Genomic DNA, 22,967 nt, shown 5'->3' on the forward strand with positions numbered 1-22,967 from the left:
TTCTAACAGTATGTAATGCTTCACGTCACAGGCGAGTTTGCAATGTGTATAGCAAATCCAGTGCCTGTCGCGGGGTCATATCGTCGACCTTGACCTTCGACAGCTCGTCGAGCACCGGGTGCGGCAGACTTGCGAACATATCGCTCTGCTGCGGGACAGCCGGCTTGCCGGGTTTGGCGCGCGGCTGCTCGTGCGGCAGGCTGGTGGTTTCCAGACGCTGCAAGTGCTCCTTGGCGCGGCTGATGACCTTGCCCGGCACACCGGCCAGTTGCGCCACGGCCAGTCCGTAGCTCTGGCTCGCAGGCCCTGGCAGTACGCGGTGCAGGAACACGATGCGCTCATTATGCTCGGTGGCGTTGAGGTGCACATTGGTCACCAGCGGCTCGCTTTCCGGCAACACCGTCAGTTCGAAATAGTGCGTGGCGAACAGTGTGTAGGCACGCAGTTGCGCGAGGCATTCAGCTGCCGCCCAGGCCAGCGACAGGCCGTCGAAGGTACTGGTGCCGCGTCCGACTTCGTCCATCAGTACCAGACTTTTATCGGTGGCGTTGTGCAGGATGTTTGCCGTTTCGCTCATTTCGACCATGAACGTCGAGCGTCCGCCCGCCAGGTCGTCGCTGGAGCCGATGCGGGTGAAGATCCGGTCGACCAGCGACAGTTCGCAGCTGGCAGCGGGAACGAAGCTGCCGATATGGGCCAGCAGCACGATCAGCGCCGTCTGACGCATATAGGTCGATTTACCGCCCATGTTCGGGCCTGTGATGACCAGCATGCGCGTGCTGTCGTCCAGCGCCAGGTCGTTGGCAACGAAAGGCGTACTCAGGACCTGTTCAACGACCGGATGGCGACCCTGCTCGATGCGCATGCACGGTTCGGCGACAAAGCGTGGGCAACTGAGGTCCAGGTTCAGCGCGCGCTCCGCAAGGTTGCTCAGCACGTCCAGTTCGGCCAGCGCCGCAGCGGTATCCTGAAGCGGCGCAAGATGGCCGATCAGGTCTTCGAGCAGTGTTTCGTAGAGCATCTTTTCCCGAGCCAGCGCGCGGCTCTTGGCCGACAACGCCTTGTCTTCGAACTCCTTGAGCTCGGGCGTGATAAAGCGTTCGGCACCCTTCAGGGTCTGGCGCCGTATGTAATCTGCCGGCGCCTGCTCGGCCTGCTTGCTTGGCAGCTCGATAAAATAGCCATGCACGCGGTTGTAGCCGACTTTCAGGTTGCCAAGACCGGTGCGGGCTTTTTCGCGGGCTTCCAGGTCGATCAGGAACTGACCGGCGTTTTCGCTCAGCGACTGCAGATCATCCAGTTCCGCATCGTAGCCGGTCTTCAAAACGCCGCCGTCGCGGATAACGGCAGGCGGATTGTCGATGATCGCGCGCTGCAGCAGGTCGGCCAGCTCGGGATAGGTGCTGGCCGTCTGCGCAAGTTGCTGCAGGTGCGGTGCGTCCAGATCGGTCATCGCCTGTTGCAGTTCGGGCAGGGCGCTCAGGGCGTCGCGCAGGCGGGCGAGGTCACGTGGCCGCGCGTTACGCAGGCCGATACGCGCCAGAATCCGCTCGATGTCGCCGATCTCCTTAAGCTGAGGTTGCAGGTTTTCGAAGCGATAGCGTTCCAGAAAACAGGTGATCGACGTCTGGCGTGCCTGAAGGATGGTCAGGTCGCGCAACGGCCGGTTCAGCCAACGGGTCAACAGCCGTGTCCCCATCGCGGTCTGGCAGCGGTCCATGACCGATTGCAGGGTGTTGTCACGGCCTCCGGACAGGTTGGTGTCCAGTTCCAGGTTACGGCGACTGGCTGCATCGAGGATCACGGTATCGTCGAGACGTTCGTGACGCAGGCTGCGTAAATGGGGCAGGGCGGTGCGCTGGGTTTCCTTGGCATAGCTGAGCAGGCAGCCGGCAGCACCAATGGCCAGCGTCAGGTTTTCGCAACCGAACCCCTTCAGGTCCTGGGTTGCAAACTGCTGACACAGACTTTTATGGGCTGAGTCGCGCTCGAAATCCCAGGGCGCGCGACGTCGAGAACCGCGGCGCTTCTCGGCAGGCAGACCTTGTGGCCAGTCATCCGGAATCAGCAGCTCGACGGGGTTGATACGCTCGAGCTCGGCCAGCAGGTTCTCCCAGCCCTTGATCTCCAACACACTGAAGTTGCCGCTGGTGATGTCCAGTACTGCCAGGCCGAACAGGCGTTCGTCACCCAGCACGGCGGCGATCAGGTTATCGCGGCGCTCGTCGAGCAGGGCCTCATCGCTGATGGTCCCTGGCGTGATGATCCGCACCACCTGACGATCCACCGGCCCCTTGCTGGTGGCGGGGTCGCCGATCTGCTCGCAGATCACCACCGATTCGCCCAGTTTCACCAACTTGGCCAGATAACCCTCGGCTGCGTGGTAGGGAATCCCGCACATGGGAATGCTCTGACCTGCCGACTGGCCGCGTGCGGTCAGGGTTATATCCAGCAGCTTGGCGGCTTTCTTCGCGTCTTCGTAGAAGATCTCGTAGAAATCGCCCATGCGATAAAACATCAGTTGATCCAGGTGCTGGTTTTTGAGTTTCCAGTACTGCTGCATCATCGGAGTGTGTGCGGAGAGGTCGGAAATTGCTTTATTCATCAGTGGTTTAGGCAAGTTCTTGAGAGGAGTGAGGCAACCTTGAGACGCGACGGGTGGCCCTTGTCTGAAGCAAGGGGCATCTGCCGGGTATGTGCGATGGCGGCAAGGTTATCACGCTCGACCGGGTGGTGCAGTGACAGCGTGGCTTCCTGCGTATTGGTGACCGGGCGTTTCCAGACAGCCATGCATCCCGATTTGCCGTATAGACTTTCATCGCTGCCGCTCGATCACCGGGCGGTAACTTATAAAAAAGGACTTTTATATGAAGAACAAACGAGCAAGAGATTCTGTCAGCGGGCGCTTCATCCCTTTGGAAGAAGCCAGAAAAAGGCCGAGAGAAACCACGGTGGAAACGGTCAAAAAGCCCGGGCGCAGGAAAAATGACAAGTAAAGCAGCATGCTCAGCCCCGTTGCGCGGCAGGTGCGCCGCCTCAGGATTCACCTTTACAGGCTTTCCAGCATGAACGATTACACCGTGAATGAGATAACCGGGCTTGCCGATATGCTTGGCAAGCTTCTGGGCGCAATGAACGCGCAAGTGACCACTGCCGAATCCTGTACGGGGGGCGGAATCGCTGAAGCGATCACGCGCATTGCCGGCAGCTCGGCGTGGTTCGAAGCGGGCTACGTGACCTATTCGAATGCCCAGAAGACCCGCCAGCTAGGGGTGCCCGAGGTGTTGTTCGAACAGGTCGGGGCGGTCAGCCAGCCGGTTGTCGAAGCCATGGTGCGAGGCGCACAGCGTGAAAGTGGTGCACGATTCGCCGTCGCGGTCAGCGGTGTCGCAGGGCCCGGCGGCGGTTCGCCGGACAAACCGGTCGGTACCGTGTGGCTGTGCTGGGGCAAGGATGATGCGCTGATCGCCCGGCGTTGCCACTTCGATGGCGACCGTGATCAGGTCCGTCGACAGACGGTCGAAGCCGCGCTGCACGGGCTGATACAGCTTGCGCGCGGAGAAATGCCAAAACAGGGGTAGGCGCGCGCTCACTGCTGTGGAATAATACTGTCTACTTATACAGGTGTTGTGGCCATCAAGGCCCTAATTGAATTTGATTACGTGAGGACTTCAATGGACGACAACAAGAAGAAAGCCTTGGCTGCGGCCTTGGGTCAGATCGAGCGTCAGTTCGGTAAAGGCGCCGTGATGCGCATGGGCGATCATGATCGCCAGGCGATCCCTGCCATCTCCACCGGTTCGCTGGGTCTGGATATCGCACTCGGTATTGGTGGTCTGCCGAAAGGCCGGATCGTGGAAATCTACGGTCCTGAGTCTTCCGGTAAAACCACACTGACACTGTCGGTCATCGCTCAGGCCCAGAAAATGGGTGCTACCTGCGCCTTTGTCGACGCCGAGCACGCACTGGATCCGGAATACGCCGGCAAGCTGGGTGTCAACGTCGACGACCTGCTGGTTTCGCAGCCGGACACCGGTGAACAGGCGCTGGAAATCACCGACATGCTGGTGCGCTCCAATGCCATCGACGTGATCGTGGTCGACTCCGTTGCTGCGCTGGTACCCAAGGCAGAGATCGAAGGCGAAATGGGTGACATGCACGTGGGTCTGCAGGCGCGTCTGATGTCGCAGGCGCTGCGCAAGATCACCGGCAACATCAAGAACGCCAACTGCCTGGTGATCTTCATCAACCAGATCCGTATGAAGATCGGCGTGATGTTCGGCAGCCCGGAAACCACTACCGGTGGTAACGCGCTGAAGTTCTACGCTTCGGTACGTCTGGACATCCGCCGTACAGGCGCGGTCAAGGAAGGCGATGAAGTTGTCGGCAGCGAAACCCGCGTCAAGGTCGTGAAGAACAAGGTAGCTCCGCCGTTCCGTCAGGCCGAGTTCCAGATTCTCTACGGCAAGGGTATCTACCTGGATGGCGAAATCGTCGACCTGGCCGTTCTGCATGGTTTTGTCGAGAAGTCCGGCGCCTGGTACAGCTACCAGGGCAGCAAGATCGGTCAGGGCAAGGCCAACTCGGCCAAGTTCCTGGCAGATAACCCGGAAATCTGCAAAGCGCTCGAGAAGCAGATCCGCGACAAGCTGCTGACCCCTGGCGTTGATACCAAGGCTGTCGGCTCCCGTGAAGCAGTGGCTGCCGATGACATGTCTGAAGCAGATGTCGATATCTGATAGCCATGCCTGCCGTGCTCGATACACCCGTCGCCGTCAGGTGCACTGCAATGGACCTGCTCGCACGTCGCGAGCACGGTCGAGTCGAGCTGACGCGTAAACTGCGTCAGCGCGGCGCTCCCCCCGAGCTTATCGATGCAGCCCTTGATCGTCTGGTCGAGGAAGGTCTGCTCTCTGAATCCCGTTACCTCGAAAGCTTCGTTTCTTACCGGGCACGTTCGGGCTACGGTCCTGTTCGTATTCGCGAAGAGCTTGGCCAGCGAGGCTTGCAACGTGCCGACATTGAGCAGGCGCTCAGGGAGTGCGGCGTTGATTGGCAGGAGAAGCTTCACGAGCTCTGGCAGCGCAAGTTTGCCGGTGCCCTGCCTGTCGATGCGCGCGAGCGAGCCAAGCAGGGGCGTTTTCTGAGTTATCGCGGCTATCCGCTGGAAATGATCGGCCGCTTGTTAAGCGGCCGTGGCGGGGATGACTGATATATCCGGGTGCTTACTGTGGCGCCCGATTCCGAGCTGCGTCCCTTGTCACTGAAGCGTCTTCCCAGTTTTCCTGTTGATTGATGTAATCCACCAGTTCCCGAAGCCTGCCCTGATTGCGTCCTGTGAAGGTGAACGCCAGTCGTGTCAGGTGGCTGAATTGCGCTTCATCGTGCTCTTCGCCCTGATAACTGTGCTGATGAAAGTTTTCATTGATGCACAGGTCAGCGAACGCTTCCTGCATGTGCTCCAGGGCCTGTTCGTTCAGCGCATGATGCATACGGATCACGAACTTGTTTTTCAGCCAGCGGCTGGAATGGAAGTTCGCATAAAACCGGTCGATCTCTTCTACCGCTTCATCGGCGCTGTAAACCAGCCTCATCAGCTTCATGTCGGCTGGCAGAATGTAGTGATTGTCCTGCAACTGATGCTTGATGAAGTCCAGTGCACCTTGCCAGAAACTTCCGCCAGGCGTGTCCAGCAATACGACAGGCACCAACGGGCTTTTGCCGGTTTGTATCAGCGTCAGCACTTCCAGGGCTTCATCCAGAGTTCCGAAGCCGCCTGGGCATAGCACCAGCGCGTCAGCTTCCTTGACGAAGAACAGCTTGCGCGTAAAGAAGAAGTGGAAGGGCAGCAGGTTTTCGCTGCCTTCTACCGTCGGGTTGGCGTGCTGTTCGAAAGGCAGGGTAATGTTGAACCCGAGGCTGTGTTTCAAGCCTGCACCGGCATGGGCTGCCGCCATGATGCCGCCGCCTGCGCCGGTGATGACCATCATGTCGGAGCGGGCCAGTTTTTCACCCAGCTCTGTGGCTTGTGCGTACAGCGGATGTTCCATTGGTGTACGGGCGGAGCCGAACACAGTGACTTTGCGGCGGCCCTTGAAACGCTCGAGCACCCGAAAGGCTTTGTCCAGTTCGCGCAGGGTTTGCAGCGTTATCTTGACGTCCCAGCGGTTGCGGTCATCCTGGGCCATGCGCAGCACCGTGAGCATCATGTCGCGGTACAGCGGCAGGTTTTTCGTGCCCGGAGCCACCTCATTGAGGTGCTCTTCAATCTTGCTGGTCAGGTCGAGACCGTCGCTTTGAAAGTGTCGGGATAAAAGATCGTCAGGTACATACGGCATTCGGGATTTTTCCTCCTGCTGGATCAATGGCCCGGTGGGGCGTGTTGAATCGATGATGTCCCGGTTTGCAGAGAAAGGCTACCCATACCCTGTTCATTATCAGGGTGGATTAGTTGCAGGATGTCTTGAGTATTGCTCGACTGACGCGCCTGAGGGACAGGCGCGCGGGGGGCGGCTACATGTCGGGCGTAGCTTACTGCTTGGGCTTTACAGTACAGTCGGAAGCCTGAAAGGTCTGCGTCACAACCGGGCGGTTGGTCTTGTACTCGGTGAACTGATACTTGAGTACGGCCCCCTTGGTCATCAACTGGCGGAAACCATTGTTGTGGCAAACGCTATTACCCAGCTGGTTGCGCATCACGTCCGGATTGGCGCGCATCTGCTGAGCCTGGCCTTCACGAACGCTCAGGTGGTTGATCAACTGGTTGCCGCTGACGGTATAGCCCTGATCGAGGATGTCTTCGTTGATCGCTCGCGGCGTGCCGACACTGCTTTCCTTAGCGACTTTTTCCAGCATCTTGCTGAGTTCGAACTCCTGTTTCGACGCCGCTTGGGCGCACAGTGGAGCAACGAGCAAAAGCGTAAGGGTGGGTACGATAAGGCGCAGCATTAAACTCTCCTGATTAAGTCACTGGCCGTTGGACCAGCGACTTCAAAGTGCGTTCCGGGCCGCCCACCGATAGGGCGGGGTGCGATGGCGCAGCAGTATAGAGCAGGAGTCTTGATCGGGCCTAGGCTCTGTATGAAAAGAGGCCGCCGGATCGAAAGCGCGTTGAAGTGCCGGGCCTCTGATAAACTGCGCGGACTTTAATCCTGCCGAGTCTTTGTGGTGTCGATGTCTTCCCCCCGCAGGCATGTCCTGTAATGAGCCATGCCGTTTCCCGCCTGCGCGATGAGCGTCTGGCCCGCAGTACCAGGCCTTTTATTGCCCGTGGCTCGCGCGCGCCGCGCTGCCCGGAATGCCGGGTGATCTCCAGCTATTGTCTGTGCGAGTGGCGCCCCAGCGTCGCTGCCGATTCAGGCATCTGCCTGCTGATGTATGACACCGAGCCCTTGAAACCGACCAACACCGGCTGGCTGATCGCCGATGTGATCAAGGACACTCATGCCTTCCTCTGGTCGCGGATAGAAGTCGATGAGCAACTGCTCGCCTTGCTGGACGACCCGCAGTGGCAGCCTTACATCGTGTTTCCCGGAGAATTTGTCGCCGAGGAGCGCGTGGTCAATAAGGTCTCGCGCCTGGATGGCAAGCGCCCGTTGTTCATTCTGCTGGATGCGACCTGGACCGAAGCGCGCAAGATGTTTCGCAAGAGCCCTTATCTGGAGCGGTTTCCGGTCTTGAGTCTGGAGCCCGAGCAGATCTCGCGCTACCGCTTGCGTCGATCAAGACGCGACGACCACTTCTGCACGGCAGAAGTGGCCGCCCTCTGTCTGGAACTGGCCGGTGACTCCAGTGCCAGCGGCGTGCTGGATGCTTATCTGGACGTCTTCAGCGCTCATTATCTGGGCGCCAAGTTCCAGAACCCGATTGATCCTGATGATGTGGCGCATACCCATTTGAAAGCGTTCATTTGAAGGCTTTTGAAAATCAGGGGTGGTCGAACTGCGCGGGTTTGGCTAATTGCCATCTATGTTCCCGGGTATCGACGCTTCGCGCTTGACCGTCATGGCCATGCTGGGCATGCTTGGCGCCGCCTGGAAGCCGATTCATCTGGTCTGGCAGTGCGCCGAAGCCCGCTACGGGTTTCGCACCGAGCGTTCGCCAGCCTCGCTGGGCGGCCGATTCTTCGGCCCCTCACTATAAAAACAGGATCATTACATGACCTACGACATCCTGATCGCTGATGATCATCCCCTGTTTCGCAGTGCGCTGCATCAGGCGCTGAGCATCGGCCTGGGGCCTGACGCAAGGCTGGTCGAGGCAGAAAGCATTGCCCAGCTTGAGTCGCGCCTGGGGGAAAAGGCTGATTGGGATCTGGTTCTGCTGGACCTGAACATGCCGGGTGCCTATGGCTTCTCCGGGCTGGTCCTGTTGCGTGGCCAGTACCCGCAGATACCGGTAGTGATGGTCTCGGCGCAGGAAGAAGCTTCCATCGTGGTGCGCTCCAAAGAGTTTGGCGCCAGTGGCTTCATTCCCAAATCCAGCTCGCTGGAAGTCATTCAGCAGGCGGTACGCACGGTGCTTGACGGTGACGTCTGGTGGCCGCCGCAGGTCAATGAAGTGATCAGTGTTTCAGACGAAGCGAAGGCTGCCAGCGCAGGCCTTGCCAGCCTGACGCCGCAGCAGTTTCGAGTGTTGACGATGGTCTGTGAAGGCTTGCTGAACAAGCAGATCGCTTCCGAGCTCAGCGTGTCCGAAGCCACCATCAAGGCACATGTCACGGCGATTTTCCGCAAGCTTGGCGTGCGCACGCGTACCCAGGCAGCATTGTTGTTACAGCAGCTTGAGTCCATTTCGTCCAGTTGATGGCTTTCAGGTTGCAAGCATTCACGCTTTTTTGACCTGTATTGCCTTAGCTTTCCTCATCTTTTTACACAGCAGTCTCTCTATGTCGCCCTTCAAAGGCCAAACCGGTCTGAAACGTATTCTTAACGCCGCTGGTTACTCACTGGACGGTATGCGCGCAGCCTTCAAAGGTGAAGCGGCCTTCCGCCAGCTGGTGCTGCTCAACGTGGTCCTGATTCCGCTGTCGTTTTTCCTGCACGTCAGCAAGGGCGAGCATGCCCTGCTGGTTGCCGTGTGCCTGCTGGCGCTGATCGTCGAGTTGCTTAACTCGGCCGTAGAGGCGGCCATTGACCGTATCTCCCTGGACTTGCACCCGCTGTCCAAGAACGCCAAGGACATGGGCAGTGCTGCCCAGTTCATCGCCCTGAGCATGATTGGTCTGGTGTGGGCGATCATTTTGCTGGGCTAACGCTTTTCGATACAGACCGTCAATACAGGCTGGGCAGCACGATCTCGTCGCTGCGCTGCACTCCGGCGGTGAACGCGCGACACAGTTCGAGAAACTCGCGCATGGCCGAGGTCTGGTATTTCTGTTTGTGCCAGATGAAGTAGAACTGCCTGGCCAGGTCCAGCTCGGGCGTGGCCAGTTCCACCAGATTGCCGCGACGAAAGGCATCGCGCAGCGCCAGTCTGGAAATGCAGCCAATGCCCAGCCCGGATTCGACTGCGCGCTTGATGGCTTCGGTGTGCTCGAGCTCCAGCCGGACATTCAGCCCGTTGCGATGATGACGCATCGCCTGATCGAAGGTCAGGCGTGTGCCGGAGCCCTGTTCCCGGAGAATCCAGGCTTCATGGGTCAGCTCTTCCAGCGTTACCTGCGCGCGCTTGGCCAGCGGATGCTGCGGGGCGCAGAACACCACAAGTTCGTCTTCGACCCAGGATTGCACTTCGATGTCCGGGTGGCTGCAATCGCCTTCGATGAGGCCCAGATCGATCTCGTAGTGCGCAACCTGTTGCACGATATGCGCGGTGTTCTGGACATGCAGCTTGACCTGGCTTTCCGGGTGGCGCTGCATATAGCCGCCGATCAGCAGGGTCGCCAGGTAATTGCCGATCGTCAGCGTCGCCCCGACCGCCAGTGAGCCGAAGCCTGATTTACCGTTGAGCAGGTCTTCGATTTCCTTGGCCTGATCGAGCAGCGCGACGGCTTGCGGCAACAACTGCCTGCCGGTGGCGTTGAGGCTGAGGCGCTTGCCGGCGCGGTCAAACAGCTGGCAGCTCGATTGGCGCTCCAGCTCGGTGATGGAGGTGCTGGCAGCCGACTGCGAAAGCGAAAGCAGTACCGCGGCTTTGGAGACGCTTTCCTGCCGGGCGACGGCCACAAATACCTGGAGCTGACGGAGAGTAAATCGCATATCTATATAACCGATAACCTATATCTTGATAATTCATTTAACAGATATTGTGTCTGCCACTAGAATGTCGCGCAATAGCGCAGTGCTTCTGCGCGCACTATTTTTTCAGGAGTCCTCACGTACATGAGCAACATGAACCACGAGCGTGTCCTCAGCGTCCACCACTGGAACGACACCCTCTTCAGTTTCAAGTGCACCCGCGACCCTGGTTTGCGTTTCGAGAACGGTCAGTTCGTGATGATCGGTCTGCAGCAGCCAAACGGTCGTCCGCTCATGCGTGCTTATTCGATTGCCAGCCCGAACTGGGAAGAGCATCTGGAATTCTTCAGCATCAAGGTGCCGGACGGCCCGCTGACTTCCCAGCTGCAGCACCTCAAGGAAGGTGACGAGATCATCATCAGCAAGAAGCCTACGGGTACGCTGGTGCTGGACGACCTCAAGCCGGGCAAGCATCTGTACCTGCTGAGCACCGGTACCGGCCTTGCGCCGTTCATGAGTGTCATCCAGGATCCCGAGACCTACGAGCGTTTCGAGAAAGTCATCCTCTGCCACGGCGTGCGTTACGTGAATGAAGTCGCCTATCGCGAATTCATCACCGAGCATCTGCCGCAGAATGAGTTCTTCGGTGAAGCGCTGCGTGACAAGCTGATTTACTACCCGACGGTCACCCGCGAGCCCTTCGAGAACGAAGGTCGTCTGACCGACCTGATGCGCAGTGGCAAGCTGTTCAGCGACATCGGCCTGCCACCGATCAACCCGCAGGATGACCGTGCCATGTTGTGCGGCAGCCCGAGCATGCTCGACGAGACCAGCGAAGTGCTCAACAGCTTCGGCCTGACCGTTTCGCCGCGTATGCGTGAGCCGGGCGACTATCTGATCGAGCGTGCTTTCGTCGAGAAGTAAGCCGGCTGCACAAGACCCGCCTCGTCCTTGAGTGGATCAGGCGGGTTTTTGTTGCGCGGGTTTTTTCGCCCCAATCAGTTCAGGCAAGCAGCGGCTTCAGGCGAGCAGCACTTCCAGCACGCAAATCACACCCGCCTGCGGGTAGTGCCAGCGCACGTCCAGATCCCAGAACTGAGCACCATAGCGACGTTCCGGCGTGGGTAGCTGATAGGCCGGGCGCGGGTCCTGGGCCAGACACTGCTCGATCAGTTCGACCAGCGGCTCATTCAGGCGCAGCGCGTGTTCACGAGCCTGTTGCAGCGCGGCGTCTTGCCAGTGCACCGGTATCAGGGCTGGCGCAGCACTGGCGATGTGGTTGGTCGCATCGCCAATTGCATCGGCGTAGGGTACGTAGGGCTTGATGTCCAGCACCGGCGTGCCATCCAGCAGGTCGATGCCGGACAGCCAGAGTCGTCCGGCCTCGACCTTGTCCAGCTTGACCACCGACTGGCCGATGCCATTGGGGCGATGGGTTGCGCGGGTAGCGAACACGCCCATCGACTGGTTGCCACCCAGGCGCGGCGGGCGCACCTTCAGGCGGGGCTTGTCTTCCAGCGCCTGGTGGAACAGAAACAGCAGCCAGACGTGACTGACTTGTTCCAGCCCCTGAACCGCTTCACCCTGATCGAACGGTGCCACCAGCTCCAGTACACCGCGTGCCGCCGGGGCCAGTTGTGGCTGGCGCGGGATGGCGAATTTCTCTTTGAAGCAGGAGCGCACGAAGCCGACAGGGGAGACGTTGTAGCTCATCGAGGCTGGTTCAGCCGCGCACGCGCAGGGTCAGGCCCTTGAGAAAATTGCGCAGCAGTTGATCGCCACAGGCGCGATAGTTGGTGTGTCCGACCTTGCGGAACAGGGCGCTCAGTTCTGGTTTGGAAACCGGGAAGTCGACCGATTTGAGGATGGCGTGCATGTCGTCTTCTTTCAGTTCGAACGCCACGCGCAGTTTTTTCAGGACGATATTGTTGGTGATCGGCAAATCGATCGCCTGTGGCGGACGGCTGTCGTCCTTGCCACGCTTGAAGTAGACCAGGCCATCGAGGAAGTGCGCCATGATTTCATCGCTGCAATCCAGGTAGCCTTCTTCTTCCTCTTTTTTCATGAAGGCGATGACATCGCTCTTCGACACTTCAAAGCCGGTCAGTGCGGTGATCTCGACAATCTTGCTGTCGCTGATATCGAGCATGTAGCGCACGCTGCGCAGTACATCGTTGTTCATCATGAGGCGTATTTCCTGATAAGTCGTAGGGCAGCGCATGACGGTGGCCATGCGCGCTGTAATAAGGTGGGTGGCGCGAGGGTCAGAACTTTTCCTTGGCCGTCATGTAGCGCCACTGGCCCTCGGGCAGTTTGCCCATGGACACGCCGCCGATGCGGATGCGGCGAATGGCGACGATCTTCAGGCCGACGGCCTCGCACAGCAGGGCGATAATGCCGGGCTGCGGATTTTTCATCGCAAAACGCAGGCGGTTCTCGTTCTGCCAGCTGGCTTTCACGGCTGGCAGCTCCTTGCCTTTGTAGGTCAGACCGTGGTTCAGCCGGTTGAGGCCATGAGCAACCATCTCGCCCGAGATCTCCACCACGTATTCCTGCTCGATCTTGCTGCGGTCATCGGTGAGCTTGCGCAGGATCTTCCAGTCCTGGCTGAACACCATCAAGCCGCTGGCATTGGCCTGCAGGCTTGAAATCGCCTCAAGGCGCATGAAATGGCCCTTGAGCGGACGCTTGCTGTAGCTGTGCTCTACGGAGAGCGTGCCCGGCGTAATCATCTGCAAAGCCTCTTCGGCGCTTGCCGAGGCGGGTTTGTGCAGGATGATTGTCACAGGCTCTGGAGAATCGGCCTTGGCATCCGGGCTGAGCTCGATTTTCTGGGTGCTGACCTTGAAGTGCGGCTCTTCGATGACCTCGCCGTCCACAGTGACCCAGCCACCCTCGATAAACAGTTCGGCCTCCCGGCGGGAGCAACCGACCAGCTCGATAAGGCGTTTGGAAAGGCGAATGGGGTCTGTCATGACAAAAAAGCCGTTTGCTAAAATAAAGTCGCCATTGTAACCGCCCGGCGACGGTTAATCGCGGCAACATTGCATTTGCGCTGCAATCGGTGTCAGTTACGACTGATCAGGCGCATTCTCAGCATGGGGTAAGGTTGGCCCAGACCATCGATTTCAGAGCGGCTGACAACCTCGAAACCCTGCCTGCGATAAAACCCCAATGCCTGCGTATTCTGCTCGTTGACGTCCAGCTCGCGGATATTGAACTGCTCGATTGCATGAGTCAGCAACTGCGTGCCCAGCTTCTGGCCGCGATGCTTCGGGTCGATGAACAGAATATCCAGACTGTCTTTGTGCGCACCCGCAAAGCCGGTGATGTTGAGCTGCTCATCCCTTGTACAGAACAGGGTCACACTGCCCAGATACTGCGGCAGCAGCCCCTTGAGTCGGGTGATGTAGGCGTCTGGCAGAAAGTCATGGGTCGAGCGCACCGAGCGTTCCCATACCTCGGTCAATTCCGGGTAATCATGGGTATCCGGTGTGTATAGCTGCATATCGCGTCCTCCTTTAAGCCGGTCCTGGATAGACAACAGCCAGAGACGAAAAAGCCCTGCCGGTTAAAGGGCAGGGCTTTCGTTTGCGACCAGGGAGAGTACTTAGAGCATCTCGGCCCACAGGTCGTATTCGTCGGCATCGGTCACTCGGCACATGATCTTGTCGCCGGGCTGAACGGTGCTGCCGTCTTCCAGGCCGATGAACACGTTGCCGTCGATTTCCGGGGCGTCGAAGAAGCAGCGGCCCACGGCACCACGATCGTCGACTTCGTCGATCAGCACTTCGATTTCCTTGCCGATCTTCATCTGCAGGCGCGCAGCGCTGATTGCCTGCTGATGAGCCATGAAACGATCCCAGCGATCCTGCTTGACGTCGTCCGGCACGATGGCCGCGTCCAGCAGATTGGCAGGCGCGCCTTCAACCGGCGAGTACTGGAAGCAGCCAACCCGGTCCAGCTGCGCTTCGGTCAGCCAGTCCAGCAGGTACTGGAAGTCTTCTTCGGTTTCGCCGGGAAAGCCGACGATGAAGGTCGAACGGATGATCAGGTCAGGGCACTGCTCGCGCCAGTTCTTGATGCGCGCCAGGGTCTTGTCTTCGAAGGCCGGACGCTTCATCAGTTTGAGGATTTTCGGGCTGGCGTGCTGGAACGGGATGTCCAGGTACGGCAGGATCTTGCCAGCGGCCATCAACGGGATCAGTTCGTCGACGTGCGGGTACGGGTAGACATAGTGCAGGCGCACCCAGACGCCCATCGAGCCCAGCGCCTGGCACAGCTCGGTCATGCGGGTTTTGACCGGCTGACCGTCCCAGAAACCGGTGCGGTATTTGACGTCAACGCCATAGGCGCTGGTGTCCTGGGAAATGACCAGCAGTTCCTTCACACCGGATTTGACCAGGCGCTTGGCCTCGTCCAGCACATCACCCACCGGGCGGCTGACCAGTTTGCCGCGCATCGACGGGATGATGCAGAAGCTGCAACTGTGGTTGCAGCCTTCGGAAATTTTCAGATACGCGTAGTGACGCGGGGTCAGCTTGACGCCTTGTGGCGGCACCAGGTCGATCAGCGGATTGTGATCCTGGCGGGGCGGCACGACATCGTGAACCGCGTTGACCACCTGTTCGTACTGCTGCGGGCCGGTCACCGACAGCACGCTCGGATGCACATTGCGAATGACACTCGCATCGACGCCCATGCAGCCGGTCACGATGACCTTGCCGTTTTCCTTGATGGCTTCGCCGATCACTTCCAGCGACTCGGCCTTGGCCGTATCGATGAAGCCACAGGTGTTGACCACCACCACGTCGGCGTCCTCGTAGGTCGCAACGACTTCGTAACCTTCCATGCGCAGCTGGGTCAGGATGCGTTCAGAGTCAACGAGTGCCTTTGGGCAACCCAGTGAAACGAATCCAACCTTGGGGGCGGACGGCGTGGTGACGGTGGACATGGCAAACCTCGGCGTGAAGGGCACCCGGACGCGAAGCGCAGGCGCTGACTGGGCGCTTGCTGCGCCTCTGATCAAAAAGTGCGCAATTCTAGCGGCGAGTGGGCAGGATGACCAGCGTTTGCATGAGAATTACGACGTACGCGAGACACAGCCTGGGCCAGCGCGTGCTTGGCCGATTGCATCATCACCGACAGTAAGTCGGTTACACGCAGTGTATCGAGGAGGATGGCCGATGTTGCAACGGGTGACGGTGACATTTTGAATGAAGTCCAGGCCCACCTGTGCAGGCCTGGACTGGCTGTCACTTGCTTTCAGCGCCGCGGCTCATGCATCGGGCAGCCGTTGTGCTGACTGCGAAAGCCCGCCGAGTGTTCATAGGCAGGTTTGCGCACGCGCATGACGCCGCCCAACGGACGATGCGCCTCAAGGCCATGCCACGGGCTGAACGCCATGGCTTCGTCGATTTCCTGGACGTTTTGCTCCGACCACGATGACTGGCGGGGCACATCGATTCGAGCGACGGTTACGTAAGGGCTGAGGTCTTCCGGCCAGATCGCCGAGGCGTCCTCGATCGGCATTTTCTCCAGGTCTGTGGCCAACTGGACGCGGACTTCCCAACTGGCATCGTGTTCAAGAAAGAACGCCTTGACCGCTTCGCGCAGACCGTCCGGATTGTCTTTCAGGTCCACAGCCTTGTCGGTCAGCGCAATCAATTCGGCGGAGACGGGCACGACGCTGAGTTTGGCGTAGTAGGGGCCGTATAGAAACGGTACGACGGTGTAGAACGTCTCGCCGAGGATATGGGTCATCGGGTGCCCGCCGAGACTTCTCAGTGTGCCACTTTCGCCACCGGCAGACTCGATCACCGACTCGATGCCGCGCAGGACGGCAGACAGCGCGCGTTTCATGCTCGGCGCCTTGTCGGTCGTCTTGGCCAGCAGCTTCAAGGTCTTCAGGAAGGCCTTGGGGTCCTTGGCGGTAAAGGCCTTGGCGTTTTGCATGACGAAATCCTGAGTGGTTGCCTCTGCGCTGCCAGGCAAGCGCGCGCCTTCGACACCGACCAGTTTGATGGCCAGGCCTCTGGGCGTGGACACCTTGTCGTCGAGAATATCGCCCGGGTTGGTCGAGAAGCGCATGACGACCTGGAAGTTGCCGGGCCTGGCAAAGGCACCCTGGGCCAACGGCTCGGGCAGGTCGCCGTAGACCTGAATCTGGCCGTGGAGCAAGCCGTGGGCCTTGGCGTGCACACTGCGAATGGCGTGCCCTGTGTCTTGATAAGTGGTCTCGAGGATGGAGTGCATGGCTTCGACCAGCTCTTTGCTGGTCTGCGCTTCATCGTCCGGAACGACTTCAAAGGAGGGCTGGAAGGGCAAGGGCTGGACAGTCAGGTTTTGTGTAGTCATCAGGGCATCTCGGTCAGAGGTAATCAGGGCGCCCGGGCGTCGATGCGGTTCTTGTAGACCCCTGATGCGGCAGGCTTAACTAATGACCGGCCGATATTTTTGTCGTTCCATGAGAAACGTTGCCTCGAAAAACTCCCTCAACAGGCAGTGATCAAGGCAGGGAGGCAGGCCGGATCGTTGCGATGATCTGCGTTTCACCAAGAATTACGACGAGTGCTGCGTTATGCTTCGCGCCATCGCGCCGAGGCATGTCAATGTCTGGCTGAATCTGAATTGTTACGCCTTGTGATGTTCTCAGTGTTGAACCTCATGTCTGGTTTCCGGGAGTAGTGGATGAGTCAAGCAAACAGTCATGCGGAGGCCGGAGGCGCTGCCAAGCCCATCGGGTTGCTGATCGCCGCAGTAGGGGTGGTTTACGGCGACATCGGCACCAGTCCGCTGTACACCCTCAAGGAGGTGTTTCAGGGGGGGTACGGTGTGGACGTGACCCATGACGCGATTCTCGGCGTGCTGTCGCTGATCTTCTGGTCGCTGATCTGGGTGGTTTCCTTCAAATACATGGCGTTCGTCCTGCGTGCCGATAACCAGGGTGAGGGCGGCATCATGGCGCTGATGGCCCTGGCGCGGCGTGCGTCGGCCAAGCATCCCCGGCTGCAAATGATGATGGTGGTGTTCGGACTGTTCGGCGCCGCATTGTTCTACGGTGACAGCATGATCACCCCGGCAGTTTCGGTGTTGTCGGCGATGGAAGGGCTGGAACTGGCGTTCGATGGCCTCGATCACTGGATCGTGCCCATGGCGCTGGTTGTGCTGGTAGGGCTGTTTCTGATTCAGCGTCATGGCACCGCGCGCATCGGCGTGCTGTTCGGCCCGGTGATGGTGACCTGGTTTCTGGTGCTCGGCGCGCTGGGTGTCTACGGCATCATGCAGTCGCCGGAAGTGCTGAAAGCGGTCAATCCGGCATGGGGTGTGAATTTCTTCATCATCCATCCGGGCATTGGTGTGGCCATTCTGGGTGCTGTGGTGCTTGCCCTGACGGGGGCCGAAGCGCTGTATGCCGACATGGGCCACTTCGGCCGCAAGCCGATTTCACGCGCCTGGTTCATCCTCGTGCTGCCTGCGCTGCTGCTCAACTATTTCGGCCAGGGTGCGCTGGTGCTGGGCAATCCTGAAACGGTTCGTAACCCGTTCTACCTGCTGGCGCCGGGCTGGGCGCTGCTGCCACTGATCGGTCTGTCGACGATGGCCACCATCATTGCCTCGCAAGCGGTGATCTCCGGCGCCTTCTCGATGACACTGCAGGCGATCCAGCTGGGCTACATTCCACGCATGCACATCCAGCACACCTCCAGCGACGCACAAGGCCAGATCTACATCGGTGCCGTCAACTGGGCGCTGATGGCGGGCGTGATTCTGCTGGTGATCGGCTTTGAGTCGTCTGGTGCGCTGGCGTCTGCCTACGGCGTCGCGGTGACCGGGACCATGCTCTGCACCACCATTCTGGTGTCGACGGTCATGCTGATGCTCTGGAAATGGCCGCCATTGCTGGCCGTTCCGCTGCTGATCTGCCTGCTGCTGGTGGACGGTCTGTTCTTCGCGGCCAACGTGCCGAAGATCTTCCAGGGCGGGGCTTTCCCGGTACTGGCGGGCGCGGTGCTGTTTATCCTCATGACCACCTGGAAGCGCGGCAAGCAATTGCTTGCGGAGCGAATCGACGAGGGCGGCCTGCCATTGCCGATCTTCATCGGCAGTATTCGCGTCCAGCCGCCGCATCGGGTACAGGGCACGGCAGTGTTCCTGACAGCACGTTCGGATGCCGTACCCCATGCGCTGTTGCACAACATGCTGCACAACCAAGTGTTGCACGAGCAAGTGGTGCTGTTGACGGTGGTGTATGAAGATTCGCCGCGTGTACCGTCCGCTCAGCGCTTCGAAGTCGAATCCTATGGCGAAGGCTTCTATCGGGTGATCCTGCACTTCGGCTTTATCGATGAGCCCGATGTGCCGGCTGCACTGGCCTTGTGTCACTTGCCGGAGCTGGACTTCAGTCCGATGCGCACCACGTACTTCCTCAGCCGCGAGACGGTGATCCCGTCCAAGATGGATGGCATGGCGCGCTGGCGTGAAGCGTTGTTCGCCTTCATGCTCAAGAACGCCAACGGCAACCTGCGCTTCTTCAAGCTGCCGTTCAACCGGGTGATCGAGCTGGGTACCCAAGTGGAGATGTAAACGTTGGCCGGGTTGTCCGGCAGCGCAGATAAAAAAATCCCGGCAACCTCACGGTGCCGGGATTTTTTTGGGTCGCAGACTGCAGCGTTACTGAGCGGTAGTCTTTCCCTGACGCTTGTTGATCGCGTCGATCAGACGTTTGGCCAGCGCCGGATAGTCCTCATCGAAGTGATGACCGCCTGGCAACTGGACCGCTTCGCCAACGGCGGTGGTGTCAGTGCAACCGCTGTCTTTCTTCTCTTCGACGCCGTAAACGCAGAACACCTTGGCGGCTGGCAGCTTGGCCATTTCCTGTCCGGTGGTGGCTTCCTTGCCTGCGTTGCCAAGCCAGCCGTCGACGTGAATCTCGAAGCTGCCAGTGCGTGCGAAGGCCAGCAGAATGATTGCGTCAACCCGGTTCTGATCGTCTGCTGCCAGGCGATTGTAGATCGCCGGCATGACGTCCGCACCGAACGAGTAGCCAGCCAGAATGAAGCGCTTGGTGCCCCATTTCTGACGGTAATGGTTCATCAGGTCGGTGAGGTCGACGGCGGTCTGTTCCGGCGTCTTGTGTTCCCAGTAGTAACGCAGTACGTCGATGCCGACCACCGGGTAGCCCATCTTGGCCATGTCGCCGGCCACGACTTTGTCCAGGTCGCGCCATCCGCCGTCACCGGACATGAACAGCGTCACGGTGTCTGAAGGCTGGCTGGCTGGGACTTCGACCGTCGGTATGCCCAGTCCGCCGCTGTCATTCTCGCCGAGCAGCAGATGACGAAGTTCGGTATTGAGCACCTGGGGCAGCGGGATGTCGTAGTCGCTGATGCTGGTGTCGGCGTTGCTCTGGTCGCGCACGAACGCTGCGCTCGGATCATCCGGCGCGTCGTTCCAGGCGGCCAGCCAGTGCCCGTGCGCAGCCTTTTGTGGCAGCGGTACGTCGCAGATCTGTGGCGGCTTCTCGTCTTCTTCCAAAACGGGCGGCGGATTCGAGGCATGCTCGAGCGCAAAACCTACCGAAATGGCCTGCGCCTTGTCATCGGTCTGTCCGGCCAGCCAGCGCCAGGCCAGTGTCGCGCCAGGGCCTATGCCGCCGACGACCTTTGCCGGGCCGTCGAGCTTCGTCAGAGCGTCCTGAAAGGTCTTCTGTTGCAGGACGCAGTCGTCCTTGGGCAACACCACCTGAATGATGCGTGCCGACGCATCCTTGCTGATCGCCAGCAATTGCTTGTCGCTCAGCATGTCTTCAGCGGTGACGGCCAGTGCGATACGGGTCTTGATGCTGGTGGCCGGCGTTACGCTGGTCAGCGGCGCGCCACCGTCAAGGTTCGAGTGTTCCAGTGATGCGGGCGGAGCGGGGCGGGTCCAGACCCACACTCCCAGCGCCACGATTAAAAGAACAATTACCAGAGCTGCGAGCAAAAGGCGCCAGGAGCGTCGAATCATCAGCGTTTCACCAATCCAGTCAGGCCGCCCGCAATCAGGGCGGCGGTGTCAGCCAGTGCCACAAGCGGATCGAGTCCGGCAGGCACGGCCATATAACGAGGTTCCCAATCGGGCTGGAATTTGTCCTTGAAGCGACGCAGCCCCTGGAAGTTGTACAGCTGTTCGCCACGGCGGAAGATCATCGAACCCAGACGCTGGGTGATGGGTGCGCCGCGTCGTGGCTGCAGGCCCGACAAAGGCACCATGCCCAGGCTGAAGCGCGCGTAGCCCTGGGCTTTGTAATGCAGAATCAGGCCGACCATCATGAACTCCATGGTCAGCTTGGGTGCATCCGGGTGAGAGCGCATCAGGTCCAGGCTGGCCAGTTCCGGGCTGGTGGTTTCCAACAGGTTGGAGAACGCGACCGGCTTGCCCTGGAAGTGCACGATGGCAATGCGGAAGTACTTCAGGTACTCAGTACTGAAGCGGCCCAGCGAGAAGCCTTTTTCACGGACATTCTTGCCCGTCAGCCAAGCGTCGGAAATCACTTTCAGCTCGTCGATCGGCGCCTGGCCCGGTTCGTAGATCTCCAGCGAAAGCCCGTCGCGGCCACCCCGGTTCCAGGTGTAACGCAGGTCTTTCATCTCCTTGCCCTTGGCGTCGATGTCGAAGCGCCGCAGGTCGACGCGCGCTTCTTCACCCAGCTTGATGGCGGTGAGACCGATGTCCATGTAGAACGGCAGGTTTTCTGCACGTACCTGATAGAACACCGGGCGCGCATGGTGCACGTCGCACAGGTCGCGGAACTGCCAGATCAGCTCGGCACGCTGCTGTGTGGGGCCGATCGGGTCGTAAAGCGCTACCAGACTGCGGCCGCGATGCGAGTACATCAGGAACGCATTGCCGGCCGGATGGAACAGGATCGCCTTGTCGCCGGTCAGCACCAGACCGCCATCCGGCTGTTTGGATGCCTTGAGGATCTCGGCTGCCTTGTCCAGGTCTGCCGCGTCGGGCAGCTTGATGACCGGTCTGGCAGTACGCAGCAACCAGGTCAGTGAGACCACCACCAGCAGTACTGCGCTGCCCAACGCCGAACGCAGGCCGCGCGGCGCGTCTGCATCGAGCGTGAACTGCCACCACAACTGGTGACTGTAGGGTACGTCCTGATAGGCGAACAGCAGCAGCCAGATCGAGGCGCCGACCACACAGATGCTGGCAATCAGGTAGACCGGCGAGAACGGCAGCTCCAGCAGGCGACTTGGACGGTAGAACGAACGGCGGAAGGTCAGCAGCAGGCAGGCGGTCAGCAGCAGCATGCTGGCTTCTTCCCAGTCGAAGCCCTTGAGTATCGACAGCACTGCACCGACCAGCAGCAAAATAGAGGTCAGCATCCATGCAGCCGACAGTCGACGACGCAGGCCCTGGGCGAGCAGCAGGCACAGCACACCCACCAGACTGGCCCCGAAGTGCGACGCATCGATCAGTCGATGCGGGATCATGAAGCCAACGTTTTCCAGACGGGTATCAATTTCAGGGGTGGCACCAGAGAAGAGCAGCACCACCCCCGATAAGAAAACCAGTAGTGCCAGAATCGGTGCCGCCAGCCCTGAGGCGACGCGCATGGCCTGCCGGGTTGGCAGCAGGCGCTGGGCCTCGGTAAACAGCAAGGTAAGGCAGGCCAGCAGCAGCGGCAGGATCACGTAGATCAGACGGTACAGCAGCAGCGCAGCGGCGAGCGGGGCGGCACCCAGCTCGTTGGCAAAGGCCGCAAGCAGAATCGCCTCGAACACGCCGACGCCGCCAGGCACATGGCTGAGCACGCCAGCCGCGAGCGCCAGCAGGTAAATAAGGATGAATGCACCCAGCGGCGGCGCATGCGGCAGCAGCAGGTACAGCACCATCGCTGCGGCGGCGACGTCCAGTGCGGTGATCACCAATTGAATCAGCGTCAGCTTCAAATCCGGCAGGCGCAAGGTGCGACGACCGAGACGAACCAGAATATTGTGCGGGATGTCCTGTTCCGGCAGGCGCCGACGGTAGACGAACACCGCCAGCAACAGACTGCCGATCAACACCGCTGTAGCGACTACAGCCAGCACGTCGACGGGAAGTTTGAGTGCCAGTGACGCGCCTGACAGGTTGCTCAACGTGGCCAGTGCAGCCAGCGGCGGCAGCGCACAACCCAGTGACAGACTGGCAAACACGGTCATGCGGGCGATTTCGATTGCGCCTACACCGTGGCGTGAATAAAGCCTGTAGCGCACCGAGCCACCGGACAGCATCGACAGGCCGACCGCATTGCCGATGGCAAATGAGGTGAATCCGCCGAGAAGCAGCGTCTTGATTGGCAGGTCGACATTGGCATACCGACTGGCGGACAGTTCATAGCCCATCAGAATGATATAGCCAACGATTGCCGCGAGCAGCGCACCGCCCAGGGCGGGCAGGGGGACTGCGAACAGCGAATCGTGCAGCGCATACCAGTCCATTTCGACCAGCATGTGGCGGCAGGCTATAAGGGCCAGGCTGAACAACAGCAGCATCACCGCCAGCCCTATGGGCTGTCGGTATTTGCTCAGCAGCTCCCGCCAGTTATGGCGCGGTGGGCTGACGGGTTGCTCTGCATCAATGGTTTCATTGGAATCGGACATGTTGTCGCGCATCAATCACTCCTTGGATCGTGCGCGACAGGATGGAGGTATGCAGCCAAGTTACCAATCCCTACGCAGAAAATATTTCAGGATGTTAGCGCGTCAACGTCTAACGAGCGAATAGCGAATCGAGCCGGGTGATGCTGTTCAG

At 59.7% G+C, this 22,967-nt stretch carries 21 protein-coding genes and 1 pseudogene; 10 read left to right on the forward strand and 12 right to left on the reverse strand.

Annotation, left to right across the window (positions count from 1 at the left end):
- Window positions 1-25: 25 nt before the first annotated feature.
- Complete coding sequence (mutS, locus tag GE543_RS06410; RefSeq protein WP_371927108.1) at window positions 26-2,593, reverse strand: DNA mismatch repair protein MutS; 2,568 nt, start codon at window positions 2,591-2,593, stop codon at window positions 26-28.
- Between the two features lie 274 nt (window positions 2,594-2,867).
- Here mutS and GE543_RS27340 point away from each other — a divergent pair, with 274 nt between their 5' ends.
- The 4 genes from GE543_RS27340 to recX all read left to right on the forward strand — a co-directional run bounded on the left by GE543_RS27340 (window position 2,868) and on the right by recX (window position 5,212).
- A complete protein-coding gene (locus GE543_RS27340) occupies window positions 2,868-2,996 on the forward strand; it encodes a hypothetical protein (RefSeq protein WP_004406207.1) in 129 nt (42 codons plus the stop codon).
- Between the two features lie 84 nt (window positions 2,997-3,080).
- Window positions 3,081-3,581, forward strand: coding sequence for a CinA family protein (locus tag GE543_RS06415; RefSeq protein ID WP_371927109.1), 501 nt, complete (start codon window positions 3,081-3,083; stop codon window positions 3,579-3,581).
- Window positions 3,582-3,674: 93 nt separating this feature from the next.
- On the forward strand, window positions 3,675-4,739 hold the full coding sequence (recA, locus tag GE543_RS06420) for a recombinase RecA (RefSeq protein ID WP_153221026.1): 1,065 nt from the start codon (window positions 3,675-3,677) through the stop codon (window positions 4,737-4,739).
- A gap of 5 nt (window positions 4,740-4,744) precedes the next feature.
- Window positions 4,745-5,212, forward strand: coding sequence for a recombination regulator RecX (recX, locus tag GE543_RS06425; protein ID WP_153221027.1), 468 nt, complete (start codon window positions 4,745-4,747; stop codon window positions 5,210-5,212).
- Between the two features lie 13 nt (window positions 5,213-5,225).
- On the opposite strand, the gene GE543_RS06430 is transcribed toward recX, so the two are convergent.
- Together GE543_RS06430 and GE543_RS06435 are read right to left on the reverse strand one after the other, a co-directional pair.
- Entirely contained in the window at window positions 5,226-6,338 is a 1,113-nt protein-coding gene (locus tag GE543_RS06430; protein WP_003409350.1) for an LOG family protein, read from the reverse strand.
- 193 nt (window positions 6,339-6,531) lie between these two features.
- A complete protein-coding gene (locus GE543_RS06435; protein ID WP_003314332.1) occupies window positions 6,532-6,948 on the reverse strand; it encodes a quorum-sensing-regulated virulence factor family protein in 417 nt (138 codons plus the stop codon).
- Window positions 6,949-7,202: 254 nt separating this feature from the next.
- Between GE543_RS06435 and GE543_RS06440 the strand changes: the two genes are divergently transcribed.
- The 4 genes from GE543_RS06440 (at window position 7,203) to GE543_RS06455 (ending at window position 9,253) form a co-directional block, all read left to right on the forward strand.
- Entirely contained in the window at window positions 7,203-7,913 is a 711-nt protein-coding gene (locus GE543_RS06440) for a tRNA-uridine aminocarboxypropyltransferase (RefSeq protein ID WP_046236732.1), read from the forward strand.
- A gap of 46 nt (window positions 7,914-7,959) precedes the next feature.
- Complete coding sequence (locus tag GE543_RS06445) at window positions 7,960-8,142, forward strand: hypothetical protein (RefSeq protein WP_080052491.1); 183 nt, start codon at window positions 7,960-7,962, stop codon at window positions 8,140-8,142.
- A gap of 15 nt (window positions 8,143-8,157) precedes the next feature.
- On the forward strand, window positions 8,158-8,805 hold the full coding sequence (erdR, locus tag GE543_RS06450; protein ID WP_058398525.1) for a response regulator transcription factor ErdR: 648 nt from the start codon (window positions 8,158-8,160) through the stop codon (window positions 8,803-8,805).
- Between the two features lie 82 nt (window positions 8,806-8,887).
- The gene (locus GE543_RS06455; protein ID WP_003314336.1) at window positions 8,888-9,253 is read left to right on the forward strand and encodes a diacylglycerol kinase; all 366 of its coding nucleotides are present in this window, start codon (window positions 8,888-8,890) and stop codon (window positions 9,251-9,253) included.
- Between the two features lie 19 nt (window positions 9,254-9,272).
- Here the strand turns inward: GE543_RS06455 and GE543_RS06460 are convergent, their stop codons facing one another.
- A complete protein-coding gene (locus GE543_RS06460) occupies window positions 9,273-10,199 on the reverse strand; it encodes a LysR family transcriptional regulator (protein WP_003339525.1) in 927 nt (308 codons plus the stop codon).
- A gap of 123 nt (window positions 10,200-10,322) precedes the next feature.
- Between GE543_RS06460 and fpr the strand changes: the two genes are divergently transcribed.
- The gene (fpr, locus tag GE543_RS06465; protein WP_002554680.1) at window positions 10,323-11,102 is read left to right on the forward strand and encodes a ferredoxin-NADP reductase; all 780 of its coding nucleotides are present in this window, start codon (window positions 10,323-10,325) and stop codon (window positions 11,100-11,102) included.
- Between the two features lie 96 nt (window positions 11,103-11,198).
- Here the strand turns inward: fpr and tsaA are convergent, their stop codons facing one another.
- The 6 genes from tsaA to GE543_RS06495 all read right to left on the reverse strand — a co-directional run bounded on the left by tsaA (window position 11,199) and on the right by GE543_RS06495 (window position 16,535).
- The gene (gene tsaA / locus GE543_RS06470) at window positions 11,199-11,891 is read right to left on the reverse strand and encodes a tRNA (N6-threonylcarbamoyladenosine(37)-N6)-methyltransferase TrmO (RefSeq protein ID WP_046270721.1); all 693 of its coding nucleotides are present in this window, start codon (window positions 11,889-11,891) and stop codon (window positions 11,199-11,201) included.
- A gap of 10 nt (window positions 11,892-11,901) precedes the next feature.
- Window positions 11,902-12,363 (reverse strand): DUF1456 family protein, encoded by a 462-nt coding sequence (locus tag GE543_RS06475; RefSeq protein WP_003409371.1) that lies wholly within the window; start codon window positions 12,361-12,363, stop codon window positions 11,902-11,904.
- A gap of 79 nt (window positions 12,364-12,442) precedes the next feature.
- A complete protein-coding gene (locus GE543_RS06480; protein ID WP_003339519.1) occupies window positions 12,443-13,153 on the reverse strand; it encodes an rRNA pseudouridine synthase in 711 nt (236 codons plus the stop codon).
- Between the two features lie 92 nt (window positions 13,154-13,245).
- A complete protein-coding gene (locus GE543_RS06485; RefSeq protein WP_153221028.1) occupies window positions 13,246-13,686 on the reverse strand; it encodes a GNAT family N-acetyltransferase in 441 nt (146 codons plus the stop codon).
- Between the two features lie 102 nt (window positions 13,687-13,788).
- Window positions 13,789-15,132, reverse strand: a complete 1,344-nt coding sequence (gene rimO / locus GE543_RS06490; RefSeq protein ID WP_003415573.1) for a 30S ribosomal protein S12 methylthiotransferase RimO — start codon at window positions 15,130-15,132, stop codon at window positions 13,789-13,791.
- Between the two features lie 311 nt (window positions 15,133-15,443).
- On the reverse strand, window positions 15,444-16,535 hold the full coding sequence (locus tag GE543_RS06495; RefSeq protein ID WP_153221029.1) for a catalase family protein: 1,092 nt from the start codon (window positions 16,533-16,535) through the stop codon (window positions 15,444-15,446).
- Between the two features lie 333 nt (window positions 16,536-16,868).
- Between GE543_RS06495 and GE543_RS06500 the strand changes: the two genes are divergently transcribed.
- The gene (locus GE543_RS06500; RefSeq protein ID WP_003409377.1) at window positions 16,869-18,764 is read left to right on the forward strand and encodes a potassium transporter Kup; all 1,896 of its coding nucleotides are present in this window, start codon (window positions 16,869-16,871) and stop codon (window positions 18,762-18,764) included.
- An 87-nt stretch (window positions 18,765-18,851) separates the two neighbouring features.
- Here GE543_RS06500 and GE543_RS06505 read toward each other — a convergent pair whose 3' ends face one another.
- Together GE543_RS06505 and mprF are read right to left on the reverse strand one after the other, a co-directional pair.
- The gene (locus tag GE543_RS06505) at window positions 18,852-20,186 is read right to left on the reverse strand and encodes a virulence factor family protein (RefSeq protein WP_046236737.1); all 1,335 of its coding nucleotides are present in this window, start codon (window positions 20,184-20,186) and stop codon (window positions 18,852-18,854) included.
- Window positions 20,186-22,803, reverse strand: a pseudogene (mprF, locus tag GE543_RS06510) (bifunctional lysylphosphatidylglycerol flippase/synthetase MprF). Before mprF ends, GE543_RS06505 begins: the two are co-directional and overlap by 1 nt.
- Between the last annotated feature and the right edge of the window lie 164 nt (window positions 22,804-22,967).

This window comes from Pseudomonas sp. SZ57 (assembly GCF_009495975.1).
Taxonomy (GTDB): Bacteria; Pseudomonadota; Gammaproteobacteria; order Pseudomonadales; family Pseudomonadaceae; genus Aquipseudomonas; species Aquipseudomonas syringae.

Coding starts and splice junctions, on each gene's coding strand:
- GE543_RS27340 (WP_004406207.1), top strand. CDS start 2,868: ATGAAGAACAAACGAGCAAGAGATTCTGTCAGCGGGCGCTTCATCCCT.
- recA (WP_153221026.1), top strand. CDS start 3,675: ATGGACGACAACAAGAAGAAAGCCTTGGCTGCGGCCTTGGGTCAGATC.
- recX (WP_153221027.1), top strand. CDS start 4,745: ATGCCTGCCGTGCTCGATACACCCGTCGCCGTCAGGTGCACTGCAATG.
- GE543_RS06430 (WP_003409350.1), bottom strand. CDS start 6,338: ATGCCGTATGTACCTGACGATCTTTTATCCCGACACTTTCAAAGCGAC.
- GE543_RS06435 (WP_003314332.1), bottom strand. CDS start 6,948: ATGCTGCGCCTTATCGTACCCACCCTTACGCTTTTGCTCGTTGCTCCA.
- GE543_RS06440 (WP_046236732.1), top strand. CDS start 7,203: ATGAGCCATGCCGTTTCCCGCCTGCGCGATGAGCGTCTGGCCCGCAGT.
- erdR (WP_058398525.1), top strand. CDS start 8,158: ATGACCTACGACATCCTGATCGCTGATGATCATCCCCTGTTTCGCAGT.
- GE543_RS06455 (WP_003314336.1), top strand. CDS start 8,888: ATGTCGCCCTTCAAAGGCCAAACCGGTCTGAAACGTATTCTTAACGCC.
- GE543_RS06460 (WP_003339525.1), bottom strand. CDS start 10,199: ATGCGATTTACTCTCCGTCAGCTCCAGGTATTTGTGGCCGTCGCCCGG.
- fpr (WP_002554680.1), top strand. CDS start 10,323: ATGAGCAACATGAACCACGAGCGTGTCCTCAGCGTCCACCACTGGAAC.
- tsaA (WP_046270721.1), bottom strand. CDS start 11,891: ATGAGCTACAACGTCTCCCCTGTCGGCTTCGTGCGCTCCTGCTTCAAA.
- GE543_RS06475 (WP_003409371.1), bottom strand. CDS start 12,363: ATGATGAACAACGATGTACTGCGCAGCGTGCGCTACATGCTCGATATC.
- GE543_RS06480 (WP_003339519.1), bottom strand. CDS start 13,153: ATGACAGACCCCATTCGCCTTTCCAAACGCCTTATCGAGCTGGTCGGT.
- GE543_RS06485 (WP_153221028.1), bottom strand. CDS start 13,686: ATGCAGCTATACACACCGGATACCCATGATTACCCGGAATTGACCGAG.
- rimO (WP_003415573.1), bottom strand. CDS start 15,132: ATGTCCACCGTCACCACGCCGTCCGCCCCCAAGGTTGGATTCGTTTCA.
- GE543_RS06495 (WP_153221029.1), bottom strand. CDS start 16,535: ATGACTACACAAAACCTGACTGTCCAGCCCTTGCCCTTCCAGCCCTCC.
- GE543_RS06500 (WP_003409377.1), top strand. CDS start 16,869: ATGAGTCAAGCAAACAGTCATGCGGAGGCCGGAGGCGCTGCCAAGCCC.
- GE543_RS06505 (WP_046236737.1), bottom strand. CDS start 20,186: ATGATTCGACGCTCCTGGCGCCTTTTGCTCGCAGCTCTGGTAATTGTT.